Raw genomic sequence first — 20296 nt, 5'->3', positions numbered from 1 at the left:
CAGCAGGAGAGATAAGGATCCGCCCATGCCCAGCAACCGAGTTGTCTTTGCCAGCCTTCTTGAGCAGGCCAAGGAACTGCGCGGTGCGGATGACTGGCAGCCATTTCGGCCCGGCGTCGAAGCGCACTGGCTATACAAGGAAGGCGATGGTGGGCCGTCCGCGGTGCTGCTGCGCTATGAACGGGGAGCCCGCGTAGCCGAGCACGAACACGTGGGGTATGAGCACATATTCGTGTTGGAGGGTGAGCAATTCGACGAACATGGCACCTACCCCGCGGGCAGTTTTGTCGTGAATCCACCCGGTACCAGGCACTCACCCGGCAGCGTCGGAGGCTGCGTGGCACTACTGATCTACGAGAAGCCCGTCCGGTTCCTGTCCGAGTAGGTTTTTGTGTCCGAGGAGGTGGCGGCCGCACCGATCTCGGGTGTACCGGAAAGCGCGTGTGGCGAAGGACCAAACCTGTTTTCCGATTGATACGGTGCGCGCTGCGGCACGCACCGAGAGGGAGGGACTGATGCCAGGTAAAGCCATCTGTGCGCTGGCGGCCGCAGCGATGGCCAGCGGTCTCGTCGCATCGGCCTGCAGCAGTTCGCCGGGCTCGGGTACAGCGACGACGAGTGCGACTTCCCGCCCGAGCCAAGCTGGCAGCGCTGCGCAACTGCCGTCGCTTATACCTACTCCGGCGAACACTGAGCGGACCGACGGTCCGGATACTTTGGTGGACAACGGCACCCACCTGCATTTCTTAGTTAACGGAGCGCCAACGGAGGTCATGGATGCGTACAAAACGGCGCTCGAGGGCTACGGCTGGTCGGTGACCGCCGAGAGTTCAGGCGGCGGTGGCGGAGGCGGCGGCGCCACCTATACCGGTACCAACGGTGACGCCTACGGCGTGTTTACCGGTGGCGGTTTCGGCAGCTCAACCGACATCGATGCCTGCGCGTGGCGGTCGAAGCCGGCGGCTCCCAGTTGCGGTAACCGGGGCAGGCGTTAGCACTCGTTAGCCAAGATCGCCGGTGCGCAGCGTTGCGGTCAGTCGTTGGCGCGGCGGCGCAGCGTCGCGGCAGCCGTGCGGGCCTCCCTGGCGACGGCGGCGGTGTCGGCGGTGCGTAACTCTCCGTCGGCGACCACGGTTTTCCCGTTCACCAGGAGCAACCGCAGCGGCGCGGATGGACCGTAGACCAGTGCCCACACCGGGTCTACGACATCGGCGAGGCCGAGCCCATCGACCTGCCATAGCGCGATATCGGCCAGCTTGCCGGGCTCGAGAGACCCGAGTTCGCGTTCGCGGCCAAGGCATCTGGCGCCGCCGACGGTGGCCATCCGCAATGCCTGGCGGGCGCTGAGCGCCCCGGGCCCCAGCCGGAAGCGCGCGGCCAGCGTGGCTTCGCGCAGTTCGTTGGCCATTGCCCGGTGTTCGGTGCAGCCGCCGTCCACGCCCAGTCCGACGGCCACGTCCGCGGCCAGCAGCTCAGTGACAGGAGCGATGCCCGCCCCGAGCCGTCCATTGGAGGTTGGGCAGTGCGCAACGCCGGTTCCGGTGGCGGCGAACCTGTTGATGTCGCTGTCGGACAGGTGCACACAGTGCGCCAGCCACACGTCCTCACCTAGCCAACCCAGCGATTCGACGTAGTCCACCGGGCGCGCGCCGAATTGTGCGAGGCAGAACTCTTCCTCATCGCGCGTCTCGGCGAGGTGGGTGTGCAGGCGCACGCCCAGATCGCGTGCCAGCAGCGCCGACTGACGCATCAAATCCCCGGTAACCGAGAACGGTGAGCACGGCGCAAGCGCGATTTGTAGCATCGAGCCGAACCCGGGATCATGGTGCGTGTCAACGGCTTGCTGACACGCCGTCAGTATCGTGTCGATGTCTTCGACGGTGTGCTCGGGCGGCAGCCCGCCTGATGAGACGCCAAGATCCATCGACCCCCGGGTGGGGTGGAATCGGATCCCGATACGTTGCGCCGCAGCGATCCCGGCGCCCAGCAGGTCACCGCCGCTGCGGGGAAAGACGTAGTGGTGATCGGTCGTCGTGGTGCAGCCGGTGAGCGCCAGCCTGGCCAGCGCCGCGCTGGCCGCGGCGAATTGCAGCTCCGCATCCAACTGACCCCAGACCGGATACAAGACGGTCAGCCACTCAAACAGCGAGTTGTCTTGGGCGTAGCCCCTGGTGATCCACTGGTAGAGGTGATCGTGAGTGTTGACCAATCCGGGTGTCACCAGGCAGCCGCGGCCGTCGACGACGGTTGCCCCCGGCGCTTCTGGTGCCGGTCCATCTCCGACCGCAACGATCAGATCGTCTTCGACCACGACGTGCCCGGGTGAGAACTCAGCGGCCGCGGCATCGACGGTTGCGACCGCGGCGCCATCGATGACCAGAATGGGCATGAGCCATTCTGACATCACCGAGCTGAAGCGCTCAGCGGCCCGCCCGGTGTGCACAGCCTGGGGCCCAGGCCAACATATCGCCAGACTTTGGCCGCTTGCGTTCGCTGTCTTTTTCAGCCTTCCTGCGACCTGGCACGTTATTGTTGGTCCAACTTCGCGGTGCTGAACCGACATTGTGACGGGAACAAGCGATGACGGCTGACGAGTTCATGGTTATGGCGTGCAAACCAGCCACAGAACCGGTTCTCAGTGCTTGGCGGGGCGCTCCTCGAGTGCATATCGCCAGGCCACGCCCGGCGGAAACTCGTTGCGATGTGTCCAGTCATTGCCGGAATCGATACCTCTACTGATGGTGTGTGCGGCCGCCGCCGGCGGCGAGGACGAACGCGGGTCAGAGCGCCCGCCCGACATGCTCGGGCCTGGCGATGACGCGGTGAGTGTGATCATCGGCCAGGCTGTGCGGGCCGGGTTCGAGGACGACTACTTGACGTGGCAGAAAAGAGCGCATTCCGCTGCATCGCGCTACCCGGGCTACGTAGGCTGCGAGCTGCAAGCGCCCAGTGGCGGGCAGAAGGACTGGGTGGGTGTCTACCGTTTCGATTCGGTGGCGAACGCGCAGAACTGGATCAACAGTGAGACCCGTCAGGCGCTGCTCAACGAGGCGGCCGAGATGTTCGCCGGACCGGGCACACGGCAGGTGGTGGCGCGCAGTACCAAAGCCAACGACGCATTGGTCACGGTCGTTGTGACGCACCGCGTTCCTGAGGAGAAGGCGGAGGAGTTCCAGGCGTGGCAGCGGGAAATTACGGCGGCTGAAAGCAAATTCCCGGGCTTCCGCGGCGCCGAGGTGTTTCGCCCGGTTCGCGGGCTTCAGGACGAATGGACGATTTGCTATCGATTCGCCAACGCCGAAAGCCTGGACGCCTGGCTAACCTCCGATGCGCGCAAGCAGTTTCTTCGTCATCCCCATTTCCGCGACTTCAAGATGCGCAAGATCGATCATTCCTTCGGCAACTGGTTTGTGTTCGGCGAGCAGAGCGCGGCGCCGCCATCGGATTTCAAGACCGCGGTCGCGGTGTGGATGGGGCTCTATCCCACCGTGATGTTGCTGACCCTGCTCATCACGCCATTCCATATGCCACTTTGGGCGGCGATGCTGGTCGGAAACCTGTTGTCGAGCTTCGCGATGAGTTATGTGACCATGCCCTACTACGGCAACCCGATCTTGGGTTGGTGGCTCAAACCTAAGCCCGACGCGGCACAGCCGGGCACCAATGTCCGAGGCATCGCGTTGGTGTTGCTCGTGAACGCGGCGTGGGTAGGCGTGTTTTACCTGGTAACAATCCGGTTCTGGCACCTTCAGTGAAGGTCGATCGATGGGTTGATTATATTGCACGGCAATGTATTTGGTAATCAGCGATCGGTTCCAGGTCGGAGCGATTATGGCGGCTCACAAGGAGCGGAGACAGCGGAAAGGGCGGCGTGCTGGCTCAGCTGGCTCGTACTGATACTCGGACTACGGGGTGGACGGCGCGCGTCTCGACGGCACGGTGCGCACCGACTCGAGGTGTCTTGGGGACCGCTGGCCGCTCGCTGATCGTGGCCGCCGGCGGTGCTGGTCTACAGCATGCCGAGGCCGTGCAGGGCCTTGAAGCCGAACCAGATTCCGAACACCAGGCCCACGACGATCATGATTGGCCGGTTATTGTCCTGTAGCCAACCCAGGATTCGGTCCAACAGGGACCGCGACCGCTCGGGAAAGAGCGCAGCGAGACCGACGATGATCAGGTTCCCACTCGTGGCGAGTGCCACGAAGGCGACGTAAGCCAACATGTTGACCGCTCGCCCCGCACCGGCGTTGCCGATCACGCCGATGGCAGCCAGCGTGAAAACCCATGACTTCACCGACACCGTCATGAGACCCGCGCCGATGAGGAAGGCCTTGGTTGGTGTTGCCGACGTCAGGATTTCCATCCATTTCGGCGGTGGCGCCTCGGGGTCGTCGGCACTCAACAACTCTCGCGCCGCGGTGATCAGAAAGATCAGGGCCACCACCAGAAGTACGGTCGATACGATCCAATGCTGCGGGTGATTCGCAGTGGTGCGGCGGGCTCCCCAATGCAAGATGGTGCCGAAGATCAAGCCCTGCAGCAAACGGGTGACACCATGCCCAGCGATCCACGCGCTGGCCGCCCGAAGGTGCGACGGCGTGCCCAGCAGCATGATCGTTATCGCCATCTCAATCGGTTCCAGCGCGCTGCCAAAAATCAGTGGCAGCAGACCGCTCCACATCGTAAACATCGGCTGAGGATATCGACCCGGGCTACCGATGCCGCCGCGCTTGCCGTTGTGTTTTACTGCCGATGTTCACGCTGATCAAGCGACTTCCCTACTGGGAGCCCAGGGCCGCACGCAGCTCGGCATCGGCGATCGCGGCGGCCAAGTCGGTGGGCTGCGGGCGAACGGTGGCGTCGATCCGCTCGATCCGGCCGGTGAACCGGAAATCGTGCCCGTACGGTGCGACCGGCGAACCGGTATCGGTTCCGACATCCAAGGTTTCGCCACTTAGCGAGAATCGGAACGGGACCGTCCGCTCGAGGCGTCCACTGGCCACCTCGGCGTCGTCGACGAGCAGCGACACCGATGCGCCCTTACCGAGCCCCCCGCCGTCATAGTCGAACGAAAGGCCAAGGGCAACTGGCCCTTCCGGCAGCGGCTCGCGCGCCGACACAGTGGTGAGCTCATGGCCCAGGTAGCTATAGGCAAAGTGCGGGATGCCGGCACGCAGGTACAGGCTCCATCCGGCCATCGCACCGCCAAGGCTGATGACCACCCCCTGCGCCCCGGCCGGCGGGATCTGCAGGTGGGCCTTCAGCTCGAACGATGTACTGCTGTAGGACAGCGTCGAGGTTTCGGGAATGCGAACCTGACCGGGGTAATAGGTGACCGAGGTACGCTCGTCCAGCAGATCGGGTCGGTTGGCGGGTAGGGCGCGGGCCAGCGTCGCGTCGCTGATTGGGTAGACGTTGTATTTGCGTGCCTCGGCGTCGAAAACGGCTTGCAGCTCGGCGAGCTTGTCCGGGTGTTGCTGGGCCAGATCCACCCCTTGACTGAAGTCGTCGCCCAGATGGTAGAGCTCCCAACGCTCGGCCTCGCCGAACGGAGCGGTCTGCTGCGTCCGAATCCACGGCAGCCGACCATGGAAGCACGATGCGATCCAGCCCCGATGGTAGACGGCGCGATTACCGAATATCTCGAAGTATTGTGTGGTTCGGCGAGTTTCAGCATCGGCATCGTCGAACGAATAGCGCATACTGACACCTTCGATCGCCTTCTGCTCGACGCCATTGACGTGCATCGGCATCTCGATGCCGGTGACCTCCAGAATCGTGGGAACGACGTCGATCACGTGGTGAAACTGGCCGCGTTGCTCACCTGCCGCGGTGATCCCGCTGGGCCACGAAATCGCCATACCGTTGCGGGTTCCCCCGAAATGGGATGCCACCTGTTTCATCCACTGAAACGGTGAGTCGAGCGCCCAGGCCCAACCGACGTTGTAGTGGTTCTCGCAGCGTCCGGTACCGAAATCGGCTAGGTGTTCTAGCAGCCACTCGGGATCCTCGGGTAGCCCATTTTGAAACGCCGGACAGCTCCATGCCCCGTGTAGTGTCCCCTCCGCCGAGGCGCCGTTATCTCCGCACACGTAGATGAACAGCGTGTTGTCCCACTGCCCTAACTCGTCGATGGCATCGATGACCCGGTCGATCTGAGCGTCGGTATGGGCCAAAAACCCGGCGTAAACCTCCATCAGGCGTCGGGCCACCGGCCGGTAGCGGTCGTCGTAGTCGGCCCACCCCGGTATCTGCTCGGGTCGTGGGGTCAGTTGAGTGCCGGACGGAATGATGCCCATTTCGATTTGGCGGGCGTATATCCGCTCGCGCAACGCATCCCAGCCGTCGTCGAACCGGCCTGCGAAGCGGTCCGACCATTCCGGCCACACCTGATGAGGGCTGTGTGTTGCCCCGGGGGCGAAGTACAGAAAGAACGGCTTGTCCGGCGCGCAGGTCTGCTGTCGTCGGATCCAGTCGATCGCTTTGTCGGCCAGATCCTCGGTGAGATGGTAATCGTCGCGGCCGAGGTAGGGTTCGATGGGCGTGGTCTGGTCGTACAGCGCCGGTTCATACTGGGATGTATCGCCGCCCAGGAAACCGTAAAAGCGTTCGAATCCGAGCCCGGTGGGCCAGCGGTCGAACGGGCCGGCCGGACCGATCTCCCAGGTCGGAGTGAGGTGCGCCTTGCCGAATAGTGCGGTGTTGTAACCGTTCATCCGCAAGATCTGGGCGATGGTTGCCGTGCTTTGTGGTATCACGCTGTCGTAACCGGGAAATCCGTACGCGATTTCGCAGATGGTGCCCATGTGCGCGCTGTGGTGGTTGCGTCCGGTCAGCAGCGCGGCCCGTGTCGGTGAACACAGTGCCGTGGTGTGGAACTGGTTGTAGCGCAGGCCGGTACGGGCAACTCGGTCCAGCGCCGGCGTTGGGATCGGTCCCCCAAACGTCGACGGGGCACCGAATCCGACATCGTCAAGCAGTACGAGGACGACATTCGGGGCGCCCGCGGGCGGATAGGTGATGGACGGTTTGACCGGGATGGAATCGGCCACTGCCGGGTTGATGACCCCGGTGAATGGCTGGTCCTCGCGCGGCAAATCGACCATACGTGCCTCCTGCATGGCTGTGTGGTGAACTGTTGTCTGTCAGGGTCGTTCGACGGCCATCCGCCCGGGTTCGAGCCCTTCGGTCCTTCCTACCCCATGAACCGGGCGTTGGCGACGAGGTCCCAGCTTCCGAGCCAGTGGATATGAGAGTTGTTGAGGGGCGGTCTCACCGTGGCTTGCGAGGCTTCCGTGGCAGCATCAAAGGGCACCGGTTCCGATCGGCCCTTTGCCCGTGTCTGGCCGCGTTCGTCCTCGCCAACTTGTGGACCGCCCCCTGGGGCATATGCGTTCGCCATGCCAAAAATCGCGTCCGCCGCGCCCGACTTCGGGCATCGCACTCGCACCGGAACTGGCCCGAACCAAAGGGGTTAGATCACCGGGTCAATGCAGCGCTGCGCAAGAAATTTCTGGCCGCAACCGGGCCGTTTGCAGCTTAGAGTTATCGCGTAGGCAGATTCGAACGATTAGTGGAGGACCAATGAAGCTCACCACGATCATAAAGACAGCTGTAACAGTTGTGGCACTGGCGACGATCGCGACCATCAGTGCGTCGATCGCGTTTGGCGCCTATCCGGTCACCGGCAAATTTGGTAGCGAGTTGACTATGACCGACAGCGTTGGCCAAGTCGTTCTGGGCTGGAAGGTCAGCGATCTCAAATCCAGCACCGACGCTGTCCCCGGCTATCCGGTGGCCGGTCAGCTGTGGGAAGCCACCGCGACCGTCAATGCGATCCAGGGCACCGTCACACCGGCCGTCTCGCAATTCAACGCGCGCACCAGCGACGGCATCAACTACCGGGTGTTGTGGCAAGTGGCAGGTCCGAACACGATTAGCGGCGCCACCATCCCCCAGGGTGCGCAAGCCAGCGGCAAGATCTACTTCGATGTCACCGGTCCGGCGCCGACCATCGTTGCCATGAACAACGGCATGGAAGACCTCATGATCTGGGTACCCTAGATCGGGATAGCGCAGCGACGGATTGCGTGCCATCCGCCGCGGCCCGAACCGGCGTGCGGCGGAGCGGTTTGGTGGTGCCGCCGCACTGCCGCCTGAGCGTGGTGGGCGGTGGTCCACGATGAGGCGAACTCGGTTCGGGTGAGTTCGTTGCGGGCGGGGGGAAAGCCTCGCAGAGACGTGCCAATTCAGGCCGAAGCCCCGCGCCCAGACATCAGATAATCGCCTCAGTCAATCAGACAGGGCGGGCCGGCTAACACGCGGCCAGGATGTCGTCGAACATTTGTGAGTAAAAATGGATAGTCATCCGGCGACCTTGAATGATTGCGTCGAAGTCAGAATCGCGGACAAGGGTATTCACCGCGTTCTTCACGTCCTCGATGTGTTTGACATCGAATCCCGAGTGAGCCCTGAGGAAGGTGGTCTGTTCGGGCTTGTACCCGTATTGTTCGGCCAGCGCCTGCGCCACGGTTCCGGTGAGGGTCGCGCCCACAGCCTCAGTGACGCTGGCGACACCGAGTATCCCCGTGGGGTTGCCGTACGTGGCCAAATAGTAGCCCTGCGCGATGATCCCCCACGCCCCAGCCATCGGAGGCTCCGCTAGTACGCGCTCGGGATCCTCACCGTAGGCCCGCAAATCACTGATGCACATCAGATCGTGGTTGTTCTCTTCGTGCGATTCTTCAAAAAACCAGTCCCTGAGTTCCCGGTCTTCGTTTCCCAGCCGGGCGCCTGCAAGTGAATAAATTCGAGTCGTGTGGCAAACGACATGATATATTTCTCGAAGATAACGAATGTAATGTTCGCGTTTCATTCGACCCTCTAGCACTAGAGGCAATCCCGGATGATTGTTAATTCTGTCGTTGTACGCCTCAGTGGTTGCTTCAAGCAGTCGATCGAACCTGCCCATTGTCTGCTCCTCTCGGGAAGTTAGTCGAATCCCGGCATGGATCGTCCAAAATCCCGCCGATGAGTGGGGATTGCTTAGCGGACTTCCGTTACGGCGTCTGATTTAACCATGTCCTCTGATATAGAGACAAGGGGCTGTGTTGACCGACCAAGAATTCCCACGTAGCACGCTTGGTTGCCTGGCCGGAAAATACTCGGCACATCCGCGCATAGGTCAATTGTTGGCTCGGCGTGCCGACTGCCAGATTGCCTCAGGTAACGGCGAGGTCGACCAACGCCGGGCGCAGCCGCGGATGGGGGCCGTCGCCGCGAGTCCTGTCTCAGCCGCGTGGTCGCGGCGAGAGCGCGCTCGATTCGCGATCGCTCGATGCGTTGCCAGCATGTCGATGTAGTTGCCCGATAGTCGAGTTTAATGAGGTAATAGCGGCAACTCGGCGCAGGACGACATTTGCTGTTGTGTTCCGCTGTGGCCATTGCCGCCCGCGGCCAAGGGCAGTAGCGGCACAAGCAAGCTGGGACGGTTGGGGCAGCGCAGGCACGTCTAATCCGGTGGGTGCCGAGGGTGATGTTGCCTTCAAACGATCGCCATCGATCCCAGACAAGGGGAGCCATCAAAACCGGAAGGGCTCAGGAAGCTATCGCTGGCACTACCATTGACCCAGTCGAAATTCACCTAAATATGAATTTCGACTGGGCCAAGTCGGATGATGTGTCGGTGGGCCAATCTCGATTAATTTTGAAATTTTGAAGTAAAATGTTCCGCAGCTGCGGGCCAAAGGATATTGTGGTCATCGACGAACCTAGCGCCTCGGCGGCTGGCCGCGATAGTAGGTGCTGCCGATGGCCCGCGAATTGAGCGAGGAAGATTTGAGGGTGTCGCCGTACTTGGGTAGAGCCGACGGATATGTCGTGCGGCTCGTCGATGCGGTAGCTGACTGTTCGCATCCGGGACCTTCCGGGGTGCTGGCTACCATTCTTTTTCTGCACTCGCGACATGTCACGGTCGGCATGCAGCCCTCAATGCCGTACTTGATGCGAGCTCCCGTGTGCCCTGAATTCACGGTCGCGGCCAAGGCCAGTGCCGTCGCAAAGACGTTGGTCACCGCGGGCGTCTCACCAACCGACCGTGATGGCCCGATCGACGCTGCGGCCCGCGCGGGTTCGATCCCCGACGCCGGTTGGTTCGAGCGCTCAGTCGACCGGACCTGTGGCTCCTTTGTCCATTGCGCCCCCAACGCGCGGGCGAAAACTGAGGAGGGCGATGTCAATTGGAGTGGCTGGCCGACTACGAGATAATTAGGGATCAGTACCACGCGATCGGTGTACGGCATCGTGCCGCCCTAGCCGAACGTTGGGCACAGCGACAATTCCCGTACGACCTATGGTGCGATGTGGCCGACGCGGGTCTATTCGGTGCTGCGCTCGGCGGACAGATGAAGCGACAGGTGTTGACCTACGCCGCGGCAACACACGGCCTGACGAGCGGGTCCTGCCACCTCGGGTTCAATATTTCGACGGGGGTTCAGGCGATTCTGACCATTCCGATACTCGAGCAATACGCTGACCCCGAGGTGCGTGAAGCCTACTTGACGCCCGCGGTTTCGGGTAAGACCATCTTGGCGTTCGCGACAACCGAGCCGCACGGCGGCAGTGATGCCTTTCATCCCGAGACCCGGCTGCACCGAGGCCATGGCGGTATCCACCTCGACGGTGCCAAATGGCATATCACCAACGCGCCGATCGCCGACGTGATCCTCGTTTGGTGCGCTGACGACGCTATCGGCGGTATGTCGGCGGTGCTCGTGGAACCGTCATGGACCGGCGTCACCTGCTCGCCCCCGCTGGCGCCGGCCGGCATGCGCACCTCGCCGGTCGGCTCGATCACATTCGACAACGTGTGTATCCCCCAGACGCATGTGATCGGCGCCGGCCGTGGTCGCGAAATGCTCCGTGGCGTTATCGGCCCCGAACGGATGCTCAGCGGATTCGGCACGATCGGCATCTTGGACCAGGTACTCGACCAGATGCTCGCCTTCGCGATCAGTCGTCAGGTGCGTGGCAAGCCAATAGCCACCCACCAGCACATCCAGCGCCGGATTACCGATGTGGCGGTGAGCAGGCAGATGACAATCGCATTGGCTCATACGACGCTGGACCGCTACCTACGAGGCGAGGATATCGATCTCGAATCCTCCGCGCTCAAGCTGTATGCGATGCAGTCGGGCTTGGACGCATGTATTGAAGCGATGAAATTGTGTGGCAGCTACGGACTTCAGGAAGAAGCGCGCCTTTACCAGTGTGCCCTCGATTTTCTGTGCGGCTCGGTAGCCGGGGGTACCGACGAGGCGATGCGGCTCGTGATCGCACGTGAACTAGTCAAGCGATACCACGAGCAGCAATCGAAACCCACCGGAAGAACACCCCGGACGACCGCAGAACGGACGACAAATGAGTGAGATGGAGCGCTGGTGAGTACCAATCCGTTTGACGACGACGATGGGACGTTCCTGGTCTTGGTCAATGATGAGGAGCAGCACAGTTTGTGGCCAGTGTTCGCCGATGTGCCGGCCGGTTGGCGGGTGGTGCACGCCGAGAGCACGCGCGCCGAGTGTCTGGACTACATCGAGCGGAACTGGCCCGATATCCGACCGAAGAGTTTGCGCGACAGGCTAGCGTCGGATCAGTCCGAGTGATGGCTGGCGTGAGCAGGGATTCGAACGGTCCAACCGCCGCAACTGGAGCTGCATCCAGCTGCCCTGGCTGGCCGACGCCTTGCGCGGACATTCCAGCCCGGATGCCCATTCGGTAGACGCGGCCGCGAGATCACCGTGGATCATAGTTCAATTCAGAGCAATTCGGGACGCGCACTCGGGCCGGCAGAACGAGGGTTTGCGCTGACGCGGGGGCAGCTAGATATCTGGTTTTCACAGGAGATCGGCAGAGCACCGGATGAGTGGCACAATAGCGGGTTCGCGGTCATCGGCGGATCGGTGATCCCTGACCTGTTGAGTCGGGCAATTCGACAGGTGGTTGCTGAAGCTGAACCTCTAAGAGCCGCAATTATTGAGGTTGATGGGTACGTTGTGCAGCAGGCCGTGGACTACCCCGATCTCGAGGTTCCATTCCACGATCTGAGAAGATGCGCGGATCCGGTTCGGGAAGCCACTCGGCGGGGGTTGGTGCTGCATCGGGCGCCGATGCCGTGGGCCGGCCCGCTGTTCAAGTTTGCGCTTTTTCAAACGACTTCGGATGAGTTCTATCTGTTTGTGTGTATCCACCATGTGATCGTTGACGGGTTCGGGTACGCCCTCCTTGTCAATCGGATCGCCGCCGTGTATTCCGCATTGAGTACTGAAACTCCGGTTGCGCCCTCATTTTTCGGCTCGTTGGAGAGTCTTGTTGCCGGCGAATCGGCGTACGAACAATCCGATGACTATCGAGAAGACCTGACCTATTGGAACGAGAACCTCGACAGCGTAGTGGATTACAGCTTCGCCCGCGCACAAGGCTGCCATGCTTCCTCGGCGACTTCGGTTTCGGTCGAGCTGGATCGTTCGGTGGTGGACCGTGCCCAGCAGCTTGCCCAGATGGTCGGTGTTCGTCGCTCGTCAGTGATTACCGCGGCGTGTGCGCTGTTGGTGCATCAGAGACGTGGCGGTCCGCAGGTGATCCTCGATTTCCCGGTCAGCAGGCGGACAAACCCACAACTGATGACGATTCCTGGGATGCTGTCCGGCACTGTGCCGTTAGTGTTGACGGCGGTGCCAGACGCTGAGATTGGCGGTTTTTGTCAGCATGTGGAGTCACAGATAAGACAAGCCATACGGCATCAACGCTTCCCCATGCATGTGCTGAGAAATAGCAATTCCCGACAAGGTACCGATAACTCAGCCGGCACGGTCAGCGTCAACTTCATGCCGTCGGTCACCCTCGCGCCGTTCGGCGACGCTCCCAGCACAGTCACGATCCTAAGTTTTGCCCAGGGCGAGCACTTCGGCATGGTCTTCACCAAAGATGCTGGCCGGCTTTTCCTACATACCGTGGGAAGTGGTGGGCCGTTTGGTGATTCCGACGTCTCACATCTAGCCGCCCGGTTGCAGGCGTTGTTGAGGGTGATGGCTGCCGAGCCGGGGCGGCGGTTGGGATTAATCGATCTGCTTGATTCCAGAGAGCACGAGTGTCTTGATGTCTGGGGTAATCGGGGTGTGTTAGCGGAGCCGGTCTCGGTGGGGGGGTCGGTTCCGGTGTTGTTTGGTGCGCAGGTGGCGCGCACTCCGGAGGCGATCGCGGTAACTGATGGTGAGGTGTCGTTGACCTACGCGAAGTTGGACGCCGAAAGCAGTCAACTGGCGCGGGTTTTGGCCGGGGTGGGGGTGGGTCCGGGCGAGTTGGTGGCGCTGCTGTTGCCCCGGACGCATGGTGGGATCGTTGCGATCCTGGCGGTGTTGAAAACCGGTGCGGGCTATTTGCCGATTGATCCGATGCATCCCGATGCCCGGATCGCGTTTATGCTCAACGATTCTGCGCCAATTGCTGCGGTCACGACCGGTGCTCTGCGCGCTCGTCTGGACGACTACGACCTGACGGTCATCGATATCGACGAGCCTGGGATCGACACCGTGTCCGGTGTGGGCCTGCCCGGGCCGGCGGCTGGGGATCTTGCATACATCATCTACACCTCGGGTAGCACTGGCACGCCTAAAGGTGTAGGCATCACGCATCACAACGTCACCCAACTGCTGGGCGGTTTGGACGCTGAATCGGCAGCGATGCTGTTCTCCCCCGGCCGCGTGTGGACGCAATGGCATTCGTATTCCTTTGATGTCTCGGTGTGGGAGATCTGGGGTGCACTGCTGTCGGGTGGGCGGCTGGTCGTGGTACCCGAACACACCGCAAAATCCCCGGACGAGCTGTTGGGATTGCTGGTTGACGAGCGGGCCAACGTGCTCTGCCAGACGCCCTCGGCGTTCTACGCGCTACAGGCCGCGGCGGAGGCTGCTGATGAGTTGAGCCATCGGCTGCAACTTGATGCGGTGCTGTTCGCCGGTGAGGCACTGCAGGCGCACCGCTTGACGCCCTGGATGAGTCAGCATCCGCGGCATCCTCGTCTGTTCAATCTGTATGGCACCACCGAGACCACGGTGCACGCTTCGTGGCGCGAGATCATTGGGTCCGACACCGCCGCCGACGTCAGTCCGATTGGCACCCCACTGTCCAGTCTGGGGTTTTTTGTCCTTGATGGGTGGTTGCGGCCGGTGCCTGTTGGTGTGGTTGGGGAGTTGTATGTGGCGGGTGGGGGTGTTGGCCTTGGGTATTGGCGTCGGGCGGGTTTGACCGGGTCGCGGTTTGTGGCGTGTCCGTTCGGTGGGGCGTCGGGAACGCGGATGTATCGCACCGGGGATCTGGTGTGGTGGGGTGCGGATGGCCAGCTGCGGTATGTGGGTCGTGCGGATGGCCAGGTCAAGGTCCGTGGGTTCCGTATTGAGCCGGGTGAGGTGAGCGCGGCGTTGGGCCGGTTGGCGGGGGTGGACCAGGCCGTGGTGGTGGCCCGCCATGATCATCCGGGCGATCCGCGTCTGGTGGGTTATTTCACCGGTGGGGCCGACCCGGTCGAGTTGCGTGCGGCATTGGCCGCTCAGTTGCCCCCCTACATGGTGCCGGCGGCGTTGATCGCTATTGCGGAGTTGCCGTTGACGGTTAACGGCAAGCTGGATGTGCGGGCTTTGCCGGCCGTTCAGTACGGCGATGCCCAACGGTATCGGGCTCCGGTCAGTCCGGTCGAAGAAACCCTTGCCGGCATATTTGCCCAGGTGCTCGGCCTGGACCGGGTCGGGGTCGACGACTCGTTTTTCGATCTCGGTGGTGATTCGCTCTCGGCGATGCGAGTGGTCGCGGGCGCGCGTGCTGCGGGGTTGGCGTGCAGGACGCGGGACATTTTCCGCCACCAAGACGTAGCTGCGCTGGCCCGCGTTGTCGAGAATCTCGGTGCTGGTCTAGGCGGTCGCGATGACGACGGTGTGGGATCGGTCGTGCTCACACCGATCATGCGGTGGTTCGACAGCGTGGCTGGTTTGGTGGCGGGATTACATCAGACGGTGTTGGTGCAGGGGCCGGCCGGCGTCGACGAGGCTGATGTAGTCGTGTTGGTTCAGGCGTTGCTGGATCGGCACGCGATGTTGCGGCTGCAGGTGGGTAGAGACAGCGATGGAGGGTGGGCGCTGGAAGCCCGACCAGCCGGTTACGTGGACGCGCGTGAGTCGGTGCAGCAGGTGGCGGTCATGTCCGGGGACGTACTGGCTGGGGCGTTGTCTCGGTTGGATCCTGCGGCTGGCGTGATGGTCAGCGCGGTGTGGGCTTCATCGACGGCTCAGTTGGTGTTGGCCATCCATCATCTGGCGGTGGATGGGGTCTCGTGGCGGGTATTGATCGATGACCTCAACTCCGCGTGGGCCCAGCACCAGCGCCGCGGCGCGATTAGTCTGCCCGCCACCGGTAGCTCGTTTAGGCAGTGGGCGTCGATGTTGGTCGACTATGCCTATGACCCAGCGGTAACCGCCCAGTTAGCGGTTTGGCGTCAGATCGCGGCGGTCCCGGCTGTGGTCAGCGCACCCAATCAGCAGGTTGATCGCGCTGCCAGCGCCGGGCACCTGTCGGTGGTACTCGACGCCCCGACAACTCAGGCGTTGATAACCCGGGTGCCAGCCGCGTTCCACGTCGGCGTCCACGACATCTTGTTGATCGCTTTCGCGGTGGCGTGGCAGGAGTTATTGGCCGAGCCCAGTGCGGTGATCGGCGTGGACGTGGAGGGTCACGGGCGCCACGACGAGCTATCCCCTGGCCTGGATTTGTCGGCCGCGGTGGGCTGGTTCACCACGAAATACCCGGTGGCGTTGAAGGTAGGGCCGATAGCGTGGCCGCAGTGGTCGGCCGGCCACGACATCGTGGGGACGGTAGTCAAGAAACTCAAGGAGCAACTACGCGCGGTTCCTCCGGGCTTGACCTATGGTCTGCTGCGCTATCAAAACCATGAGGTTGACCTCGTCGCGGCCGACCCGCTGATCGCATTCAACTATCTTGGTCGCTTCGAGGGCTTCAGCCGATCTGCAAGAGCCGGGGGGTGGCATCTCACCGGTGCGGGTCTTACGTTGGCAGAGACCGCCCGGGTGCTGGCGGACATGCCGTTGACCCATACGGTGGCACTGAACGCAGTCACTATCGATACCGACGCCGGACCCCAACTGCATGCGGAATGGACCTGGGCGTCGTCGGTGTTCGACAGTAGTGCACTTGGCAGGTTGGCCGGATTGTGGTTTGAAGCCTTAACCGCAATCAGCGCTTATGTGGATGCTGGTGGGGGCGGATTGACGCCCTCGGACCTGCTGGGATTATCGCTGACGCAAAGCCAGATCGACCACCTTGAACGCAGCCACAAGGTCAAAGACCTGCTGCCGTTGACCCCATTGCAACAGGGACTGCTGTTTCACAGCGGTGCCTCCACTGCGGGTCAGGCCTATGTGGTCCAGGTTGAAATCGGGCTCGCCGGCCAGCTGGACCAACTGCGCCTACATGAAGCGGTGCAGACCGTCATCAAGCGCAGTCCCAATCTCGCGGTGCGAATCGCGTATGCGGGCTTCGAGGAGCCCGTCCAAATCATCATGGACGACCCGGTAGTGCCCTGGGATGTTATCGACCTTACCCACGGCGCCCAGCACGACATCGAGGAGATACGCGCTGCAGAACGCGAAGCCCTTCGCGATATCAGCAACAGCTCCCCGGTCCGGGCAGCTCTGGTCAAGACTGCACCCGACCAGTACCGGTTGATCTGGACGAATCATCATGTGGTCTGCGATGGCTGGTCGATGTCGATCATCTTGGGTGACGTCTTCAACGTGTACGGCAACGGGATACTTCCACCACCTGTTCCGTATCGCAATTACCTGGCCTGGCTCGCCGATCAAGACCGCGGCAAAGCCTTGATTGCCTGGCGTGAGATGTTTACTGATTTTCACAGCCCCACCCTGGTGGGCTCACTCGATCCAAACGTTTCCGCCGACCACGCAGTGCAATTTTGGACCTTGTCCAATGCGGCCACCAGCGCCCTCAATGACTTGGCCCGCTCTCATCACAGCACCCTCAACATCGTGGTGCAGGCCGCCTTTGCACAGCTGCTGGCCGGGCTGACCCGAAATCAGGACGTCGCATTTGGTGCCACCGTGTCGGGGCGGTCCGCCGAGCTAGCCGGGGCTCAGTCGATGGTGGGTCTGTTGATCAACACGGTGGCGGTGCGAGCACGGCTGACAGCCGCCGTCACCACCACAGAACTGATCGACCAACTCCAGCAGTTTCACACCGACACCCTGGAGTATCACTACCTGCCGCTCGGCGACATTCACCGCGCAAGCGGACACTCTCGGCTCTTTGACGCTCTGTTCGTCTACGAGAACTATCCCTTCAATGATCTGGCTGCCCTGTGCCCAGACCAGCTGGCCATTACCGACATCACTAGCTTCGAAACCACCCACTACCCCCTTACCGTGTTCGTCCTACCCGGGCCTCAACTCGGTTTTCGAGTCGAATACGACACCGCCGTATTCGACAAGACCGCCATTGACTCGTTGATCGCCCGGTTGCAGGCGTTGTTGAGGGTGATGGCTGCCGAGCCGGGGCGGCGGTTGGGATTAATCGATCTGCTTGATTCCAGAGAGCACGAGTGTCTTGATGTCTGGGGTAATCGGGGTGTGTTAGCGGAGCCGGTCTCGGTGGGGGGGTCGGTTCCGGTGTTGTTTGGTGCGCAGGTGGCGCGCACTCCGGAGGCGATCGCGGTAACTGATGGTGAGGTGTCGTTGACCTACGCGAAGTTGGACGCCGAAAGCAGTCAACTGGCGCGGGTTTTGGCCGGGGTGGGGGTGGGTCCGGGCGAGTTGGTGGCGCTGCTGTTGCCCCGGACGCATGGTGGGATCGTTGCGATCCTGGCGGTGTTGAAAACCGGTGCGGGCTATTTGCCGATTGATCCGATGCATCCCGATGCCCGGATCGCGTTTATGCTCAACGATTCTGCGCCAATTGCTGCGGTCACGACCGGTGCTCTGCGCGCTCGTCTGGACGACTACGACCTGACGGTCATCGATATCGACGAGCCTGGGATCGACACCGTGTCCGGTGTGGGCCTGCCCGGGCCGGCGGCTGGGGATCTTGCATACATCATCTACACCTCGGGTAGCACTGGCACGCCTAAAGGTGTAGGCATCACGCATCACAACGTCACCCAACTGCTGGGCGGTTTGGACGCTGAATCGGCAGCGATGCTGTTCTCCCCCGGCCGCGTGTGGACGCAATGGCATTCGTATTCCTTTGATGTCTCGGTGTGGGAGATCTGGGGTGCACTGCTGTCGGGTGGGCGGCTGGTCGTGGTACCCGAACACACCGCAAAATCCCCGGACGAGCTGCATGCCCTGCTGCTGGCCGAACATGTCGAGGTCTTTACCCTGACCCCGTCGGCGGCCGCAGCGGTGTCCCCGCAGGGCTTGGAGTCGGTCATGCTGGTGGTCGGTGGTGAGGTATGCCCGGAGGCGCTGGTGGACCAGTGGGCGCCCGGGCGGGTGATGATCAACGCCTACGGCCCCACCGAAGCCACGATCTATGCGGCGATGAGCCCACCGCTGACGCCGGGGTTGGGAATCACTCCGATCGGTTCGCCGGTGGCCGGCGCGGCACTGTTCGTCTTGGATGGGTGGTTGCGGCCGGTGCCTGTTGGTGTGGTTGGGGAGTTGTATGTGGCGGGTGGGGGTGTTGGCCTTGGGTATTGGCGTCGGGCGGGTTTGACCGGGTCGCGGTTTGTGGCGTGTCCGTTCGGTGGGGCGTCGGGAACGCGGATGTATCGCACCGGGGATCTGGTGTGGTGGGGTGCGGATGGCCAGCTGCGGTATGTGGGTCGTGCGGATGGCCAGGTCAAGGTCCGTGGGTTCCGTATTGAGCCGGGTGAGGTGAGCGCGGCGTTGGGCCGGTTGGCGGGGGTGGACCAGGCCGTGGTGGTGGCCCGCCATGATCATCCGGGCGATCCGCGTCTGGTGGGTTATTTCACCGGTGGGGCCGACCCGGTCGAGTTGCGTGCGGCATTGGCCGCTCAGTTGCCCCCCTACATGGTGCCGGCGGCGTTGATCGCTATTGCGGAGTTGCCGTTGACGGTTAACGGCAAGCTGGATGTGCGGGCTTTGCCGGCCGTTCAGTACGGCGATGCCCAACGGTATCGGGCTCCGGTCAGTCCGGTCGAAGAAACCCTTGCCGGCATATTTGCCCAGGTGCTCGGCCTGGACCGGGTCGGGGTCGACGACTCGTTTTTCGATCTCGGTGGCGATTCGCTCTCGGCGATGCGAGTGGTCGCGGCGATCAACGCTACACTGGATACCGACTTGGCCGCACGCGTCCTCTTCGAGGCACCCACCATCGATGGTTTAGCCGAAAAGCTAAACGCACCCGACCGATCCGTTGAGATCGTGCCCCTTGAGGTGCTCCAACCTGGTTCCGGGCTACCACTCTTCTGCCTGCCCCCCGGGGGCGGCATCAGTTGGGCCTACCGAAATCTCGGTCCTTACCTGGATTGCCCCGTCATCGGTCTTCAACAGATGCACAACGGCCAGGAAGCGCAGCCCGAGTCGGTTCGGGAACTTGCGAGAATCTACGCCAACGCCATTCAAACCTACGATCCCGAAGGTCCCTATCAGCTTCTCGGTTGGTCTTTTGGCGGGGTCACCGCCCACCAGCTTGCCGTTGAGCTGCAAGTTCGCGGCGCCACTGTGGCGCGCTTGATAGCTCTCGACCCGATCCTTATCCCGGATGCATCCACTACCGCTGTGGTGACCGAATCCGACGTCTTAGAGGCGATCCTGCAAGTCCTCGGCGTCGCCGCCGAACAATATTGCCGCCCACTGACCTACTCGCAAGCACAGACGCTAGTAGAGCAAGAATTAGACGCAGAATCCGCGCTGCCGTCACGCCAACTGGTGCAGGTGATGGTTACCAATGCCAACACTAACGTGCAACTGAACGCCCAACATCAACCCGATATCTTTGCAGGCCGCATGGTCGTCTTCTCGGCACGACCAGCCAGCAGCGACGCAGAACTTCAGCAATGCTGGCGAAAATATGTTGCCGGCGAAGTCAACGAATACCCGGTCAACTGCGCACACGAAGAAATGCTCAACCCCGCCGCCCTGAAGACATTCGGTGACCAAATCCGGGCAGCATTAGACTGACCGGCGAGGCTCCAGCCCCGCGCATGGTTCGGTGACGCCGAGTTGCGTGTTGGAATGGCGGCCCGCGGGCCAGC

11 protein-coding genes are annotated in these 20296 nt (G+C 62.3%); 7 read left to right on the top strand and 4 right to left on the bottom strand.

Going from position 1 to position 20296, the window contains the following annotated elements; genetic code table 11:
* Positions 1-25: 25 nt before the first annotated feature.
* Both MB901379_RS12680 and MB901379_RS24600 read left to right on the top strand, forming a co-directional pair.
* The gene (locus MB901379_RS12680; RefSeq protein WP_232021827.1) at positions 26-385 is read left to right on the top strand and encodes a cupin domain-containing protein; all 360 of its coding nucleotides are present in this window, start codon (positions 26-28) and stop codon (positions 383-385) included.
* Positions 386-773: 388 nt separating this feature from the next.
* The gene (locus tag MB901379_RS24600; RefSeq protein WP_232021826.1) at positions 774-995 is read left to right on the top strand and encodes a hypothetical protein; all 222 of its coding nucleotides are present in this window, start codon (positions 774-776) and stop codon (positions 993-995) included.
* Positions 996-1033: 38 nt separating this feature from the next.
* Here MB901379_RS24600 and MB901379_RS12670 read toward each other — a convergent pair whose 3' ends face one another.
* Positions 1034-2389 (bottom strand): 8-oxoguanine deaminase, encoded by a 1356-nt coding sequence (locus MB901379_RS12670; protein WP_158017015.1) that lies wholly within the window; start codon positions 2387-2389, stop codon positions 1034-1036.
* A 409-nt stretch (positions 2390-2798) separates the two neighbouring features.
* Here MB901379_RS12670 and MB901379_RS12665 point away from each other — a divergent pair, with 409 nt between their 5' ends.
* Entirely contained in the window at positions 2799-3755 is a 957-nt protein-coding gene (locus tag MB901379_RS12665) for an antibiotic biosynthesis monooxygenase (RefSeq protein WP_158019133.1), read from the top strand.
* 254 nt (positions 3756-4009) lie between these two features.
* Here MB901379_RS12665 and MB901379_RS12660 read toward each other — a convergent pair whose 3' ends face one another.
* The gene (locus MB901379_RS12660) at positions 4010-4690 is read right to left on the bottom strand and encodes a GAP family protein (protein ID WP_158017014.1); all 681 of its coding nucleotides are present in this window, start codon (positions 4688-4690) and stop codon (positions 4010-4012) included.
* 88 nt (positions 4691-4778) lie between these two features.
* Entirely contained in the window at positions 4779-7106 is a 2328-nt protein-coding gene (locus tag MB901379_RS12655) for an arylsulfatase (protein ID WP_158017013.1), read from the bottom strand.
* 478 nt (positions 7107-7584) lie between these two features.
* On the opposite strand from MB901379_RS12655, the gene MB901379_RS12650 reads away from it, so the two are divergent.
* Positions 7585-8064, top strand: coding sequence for an MPT63 family protein (locus MB901379_RS12650; RefSeq protein WP_158017012.1), 480 nt, complete (start codon positions 7585-7587; stop codon positions 8062-8064).
* Positions 8065-8314: 250 nt separating this feature from the next.
* On the opposite strand, the gene MB901379_RS12645 is transcribed toward MB901379_RS12650, so the two are convergent.
* Positions 8315-8971 carry a TenA family transcriptional regulator gene (locus tag MB901379_RS12645; protein WP_158017011.1) on the bottom strand — a complete coding sequence of 219 codons (657 nt, stop codon included), beginning with the start codon at positions 8969-8971 and terminating at the stop codon, positions 8315-8317.
* A gap of 1267 nt (positions 8972-10238) precedes the next feature.
* Here MB901379_RS12645 and MB901379_RS12640 point away from each other — a divergent pair.
* The 3 genes from MB901379_RS12640 (at position 10239) to MB901379_RS12630 (ending at position 20222) form a co-directional block, all read left to right on the top strand.
* Positions 10239-11426 (top strand): acyl-CoA dehydrogenase family protein, encoded by a 1188-nt coding sequence (locus MB901379_RS12640; RefSeq protein ID WP_158017010.1) that lies wholly within the window; start codon positions 10239-10241, stop codon positions 11424-11426.
* Between the two features lie 12 nt (positions 11427-11438).
* Complete coding sequence (locus tag MB901379_RS12635; protein ID WP_158017009.1) at positions 11439-11663, top strand: MbtH family protein; 225 nt, start codon at positions 11439-11441, stop codon at positions 11661-11663.
* 135 nt (positions 11664-11798) lie between these two features.
* Positions 11799-20222: a non-ribosomal peptide synthetase gene (locus tag MB901379_RS12630; RefSeq protein ID WP_162334356.1), complete on the top strand. Its 8424-nt coding sequence runs from the start codon at positions 11799-11801 to the stop codon at positions 20220-20222.
* Positions 20223-20296: the final 74 nt, after the last annotated feature.

This window comes from Mycobacterium basiliense (assembly GCF_900292015.1).
Taxonomy (GTDB): domain Bacteria; phylum Actinomycetota; class Actinomycetes; order Mycobacteriales; family Mycobacteriaceae; genus Mycobacterium; species Mycobacterium basiliense.
This window is presented reverse-complemented; position numbering and strand designations above follow the sequence as displayed.

What these genes read in the sequence shown, in the direction of transcription:
- MB901379_RS12670 (WP_158017015.1), bottom strand. Translation starts at nt 2,389, where the DNA reads ATGCCCATTCTGGTCATCGATGGCGCCGCGGTCGCAACCGTCGATGCC.
- MB901379_RS12655 (WP_158017013.1), bottom strand. Translation starts at nt 7,106, where the DNA reads ATGGTCGATTTGCCGCGCGAGGACCAGCCATTCACCGGGGTCATCAAC.
- MB901379_RS24600 (WP_232021826.1), top strand. Translation starts at nt 774, where the DNA reads ATGGATGCGTACAAAACGGCGCTCGAGGGCTACGGCTGGTCGGTGACC.
- MB901379_RS12660 (WP_158017014.1), bottom strand. Translation starts at nt 4,690, where the DNA reads ATGTTTACGATGTGGAGCGGTCTGCTGCCACTGATTTTTGGCAGCGCG.
- MB901379_RS12645 (WP_158017011.1), bottom strand. Translation starts at nt 8,971, where the DNA reads ATGGGCAGGTTCGATCGACTGCTTGAAGCAACCACTGAGGCGTACAAC.
- MB901379_RS12680 (WP_232021827.1), top strand. Translation starts at nt 26, where the DNA reads ATGCCCAGCAACCGAGTTGTCTTTGCCAGCCTTCTTGAGCAGGCCAAG.
- MB901379_RS12665 (WP_158019133.1), top strand. Translation starts at nt 2,799, where the DNA reads ATGCTCGGGCCTGGCGATGACGCGGTGAGTGTGATCATCGGCCAGGCT.
- MB901379_RS12650 (WP_158017012.1), top strand. Translation starts at nt 7,585, where the DNA reads ATGAAGCTCACCACGATCATAAAGACAGCTGTAACAGTTGTGGCACTG.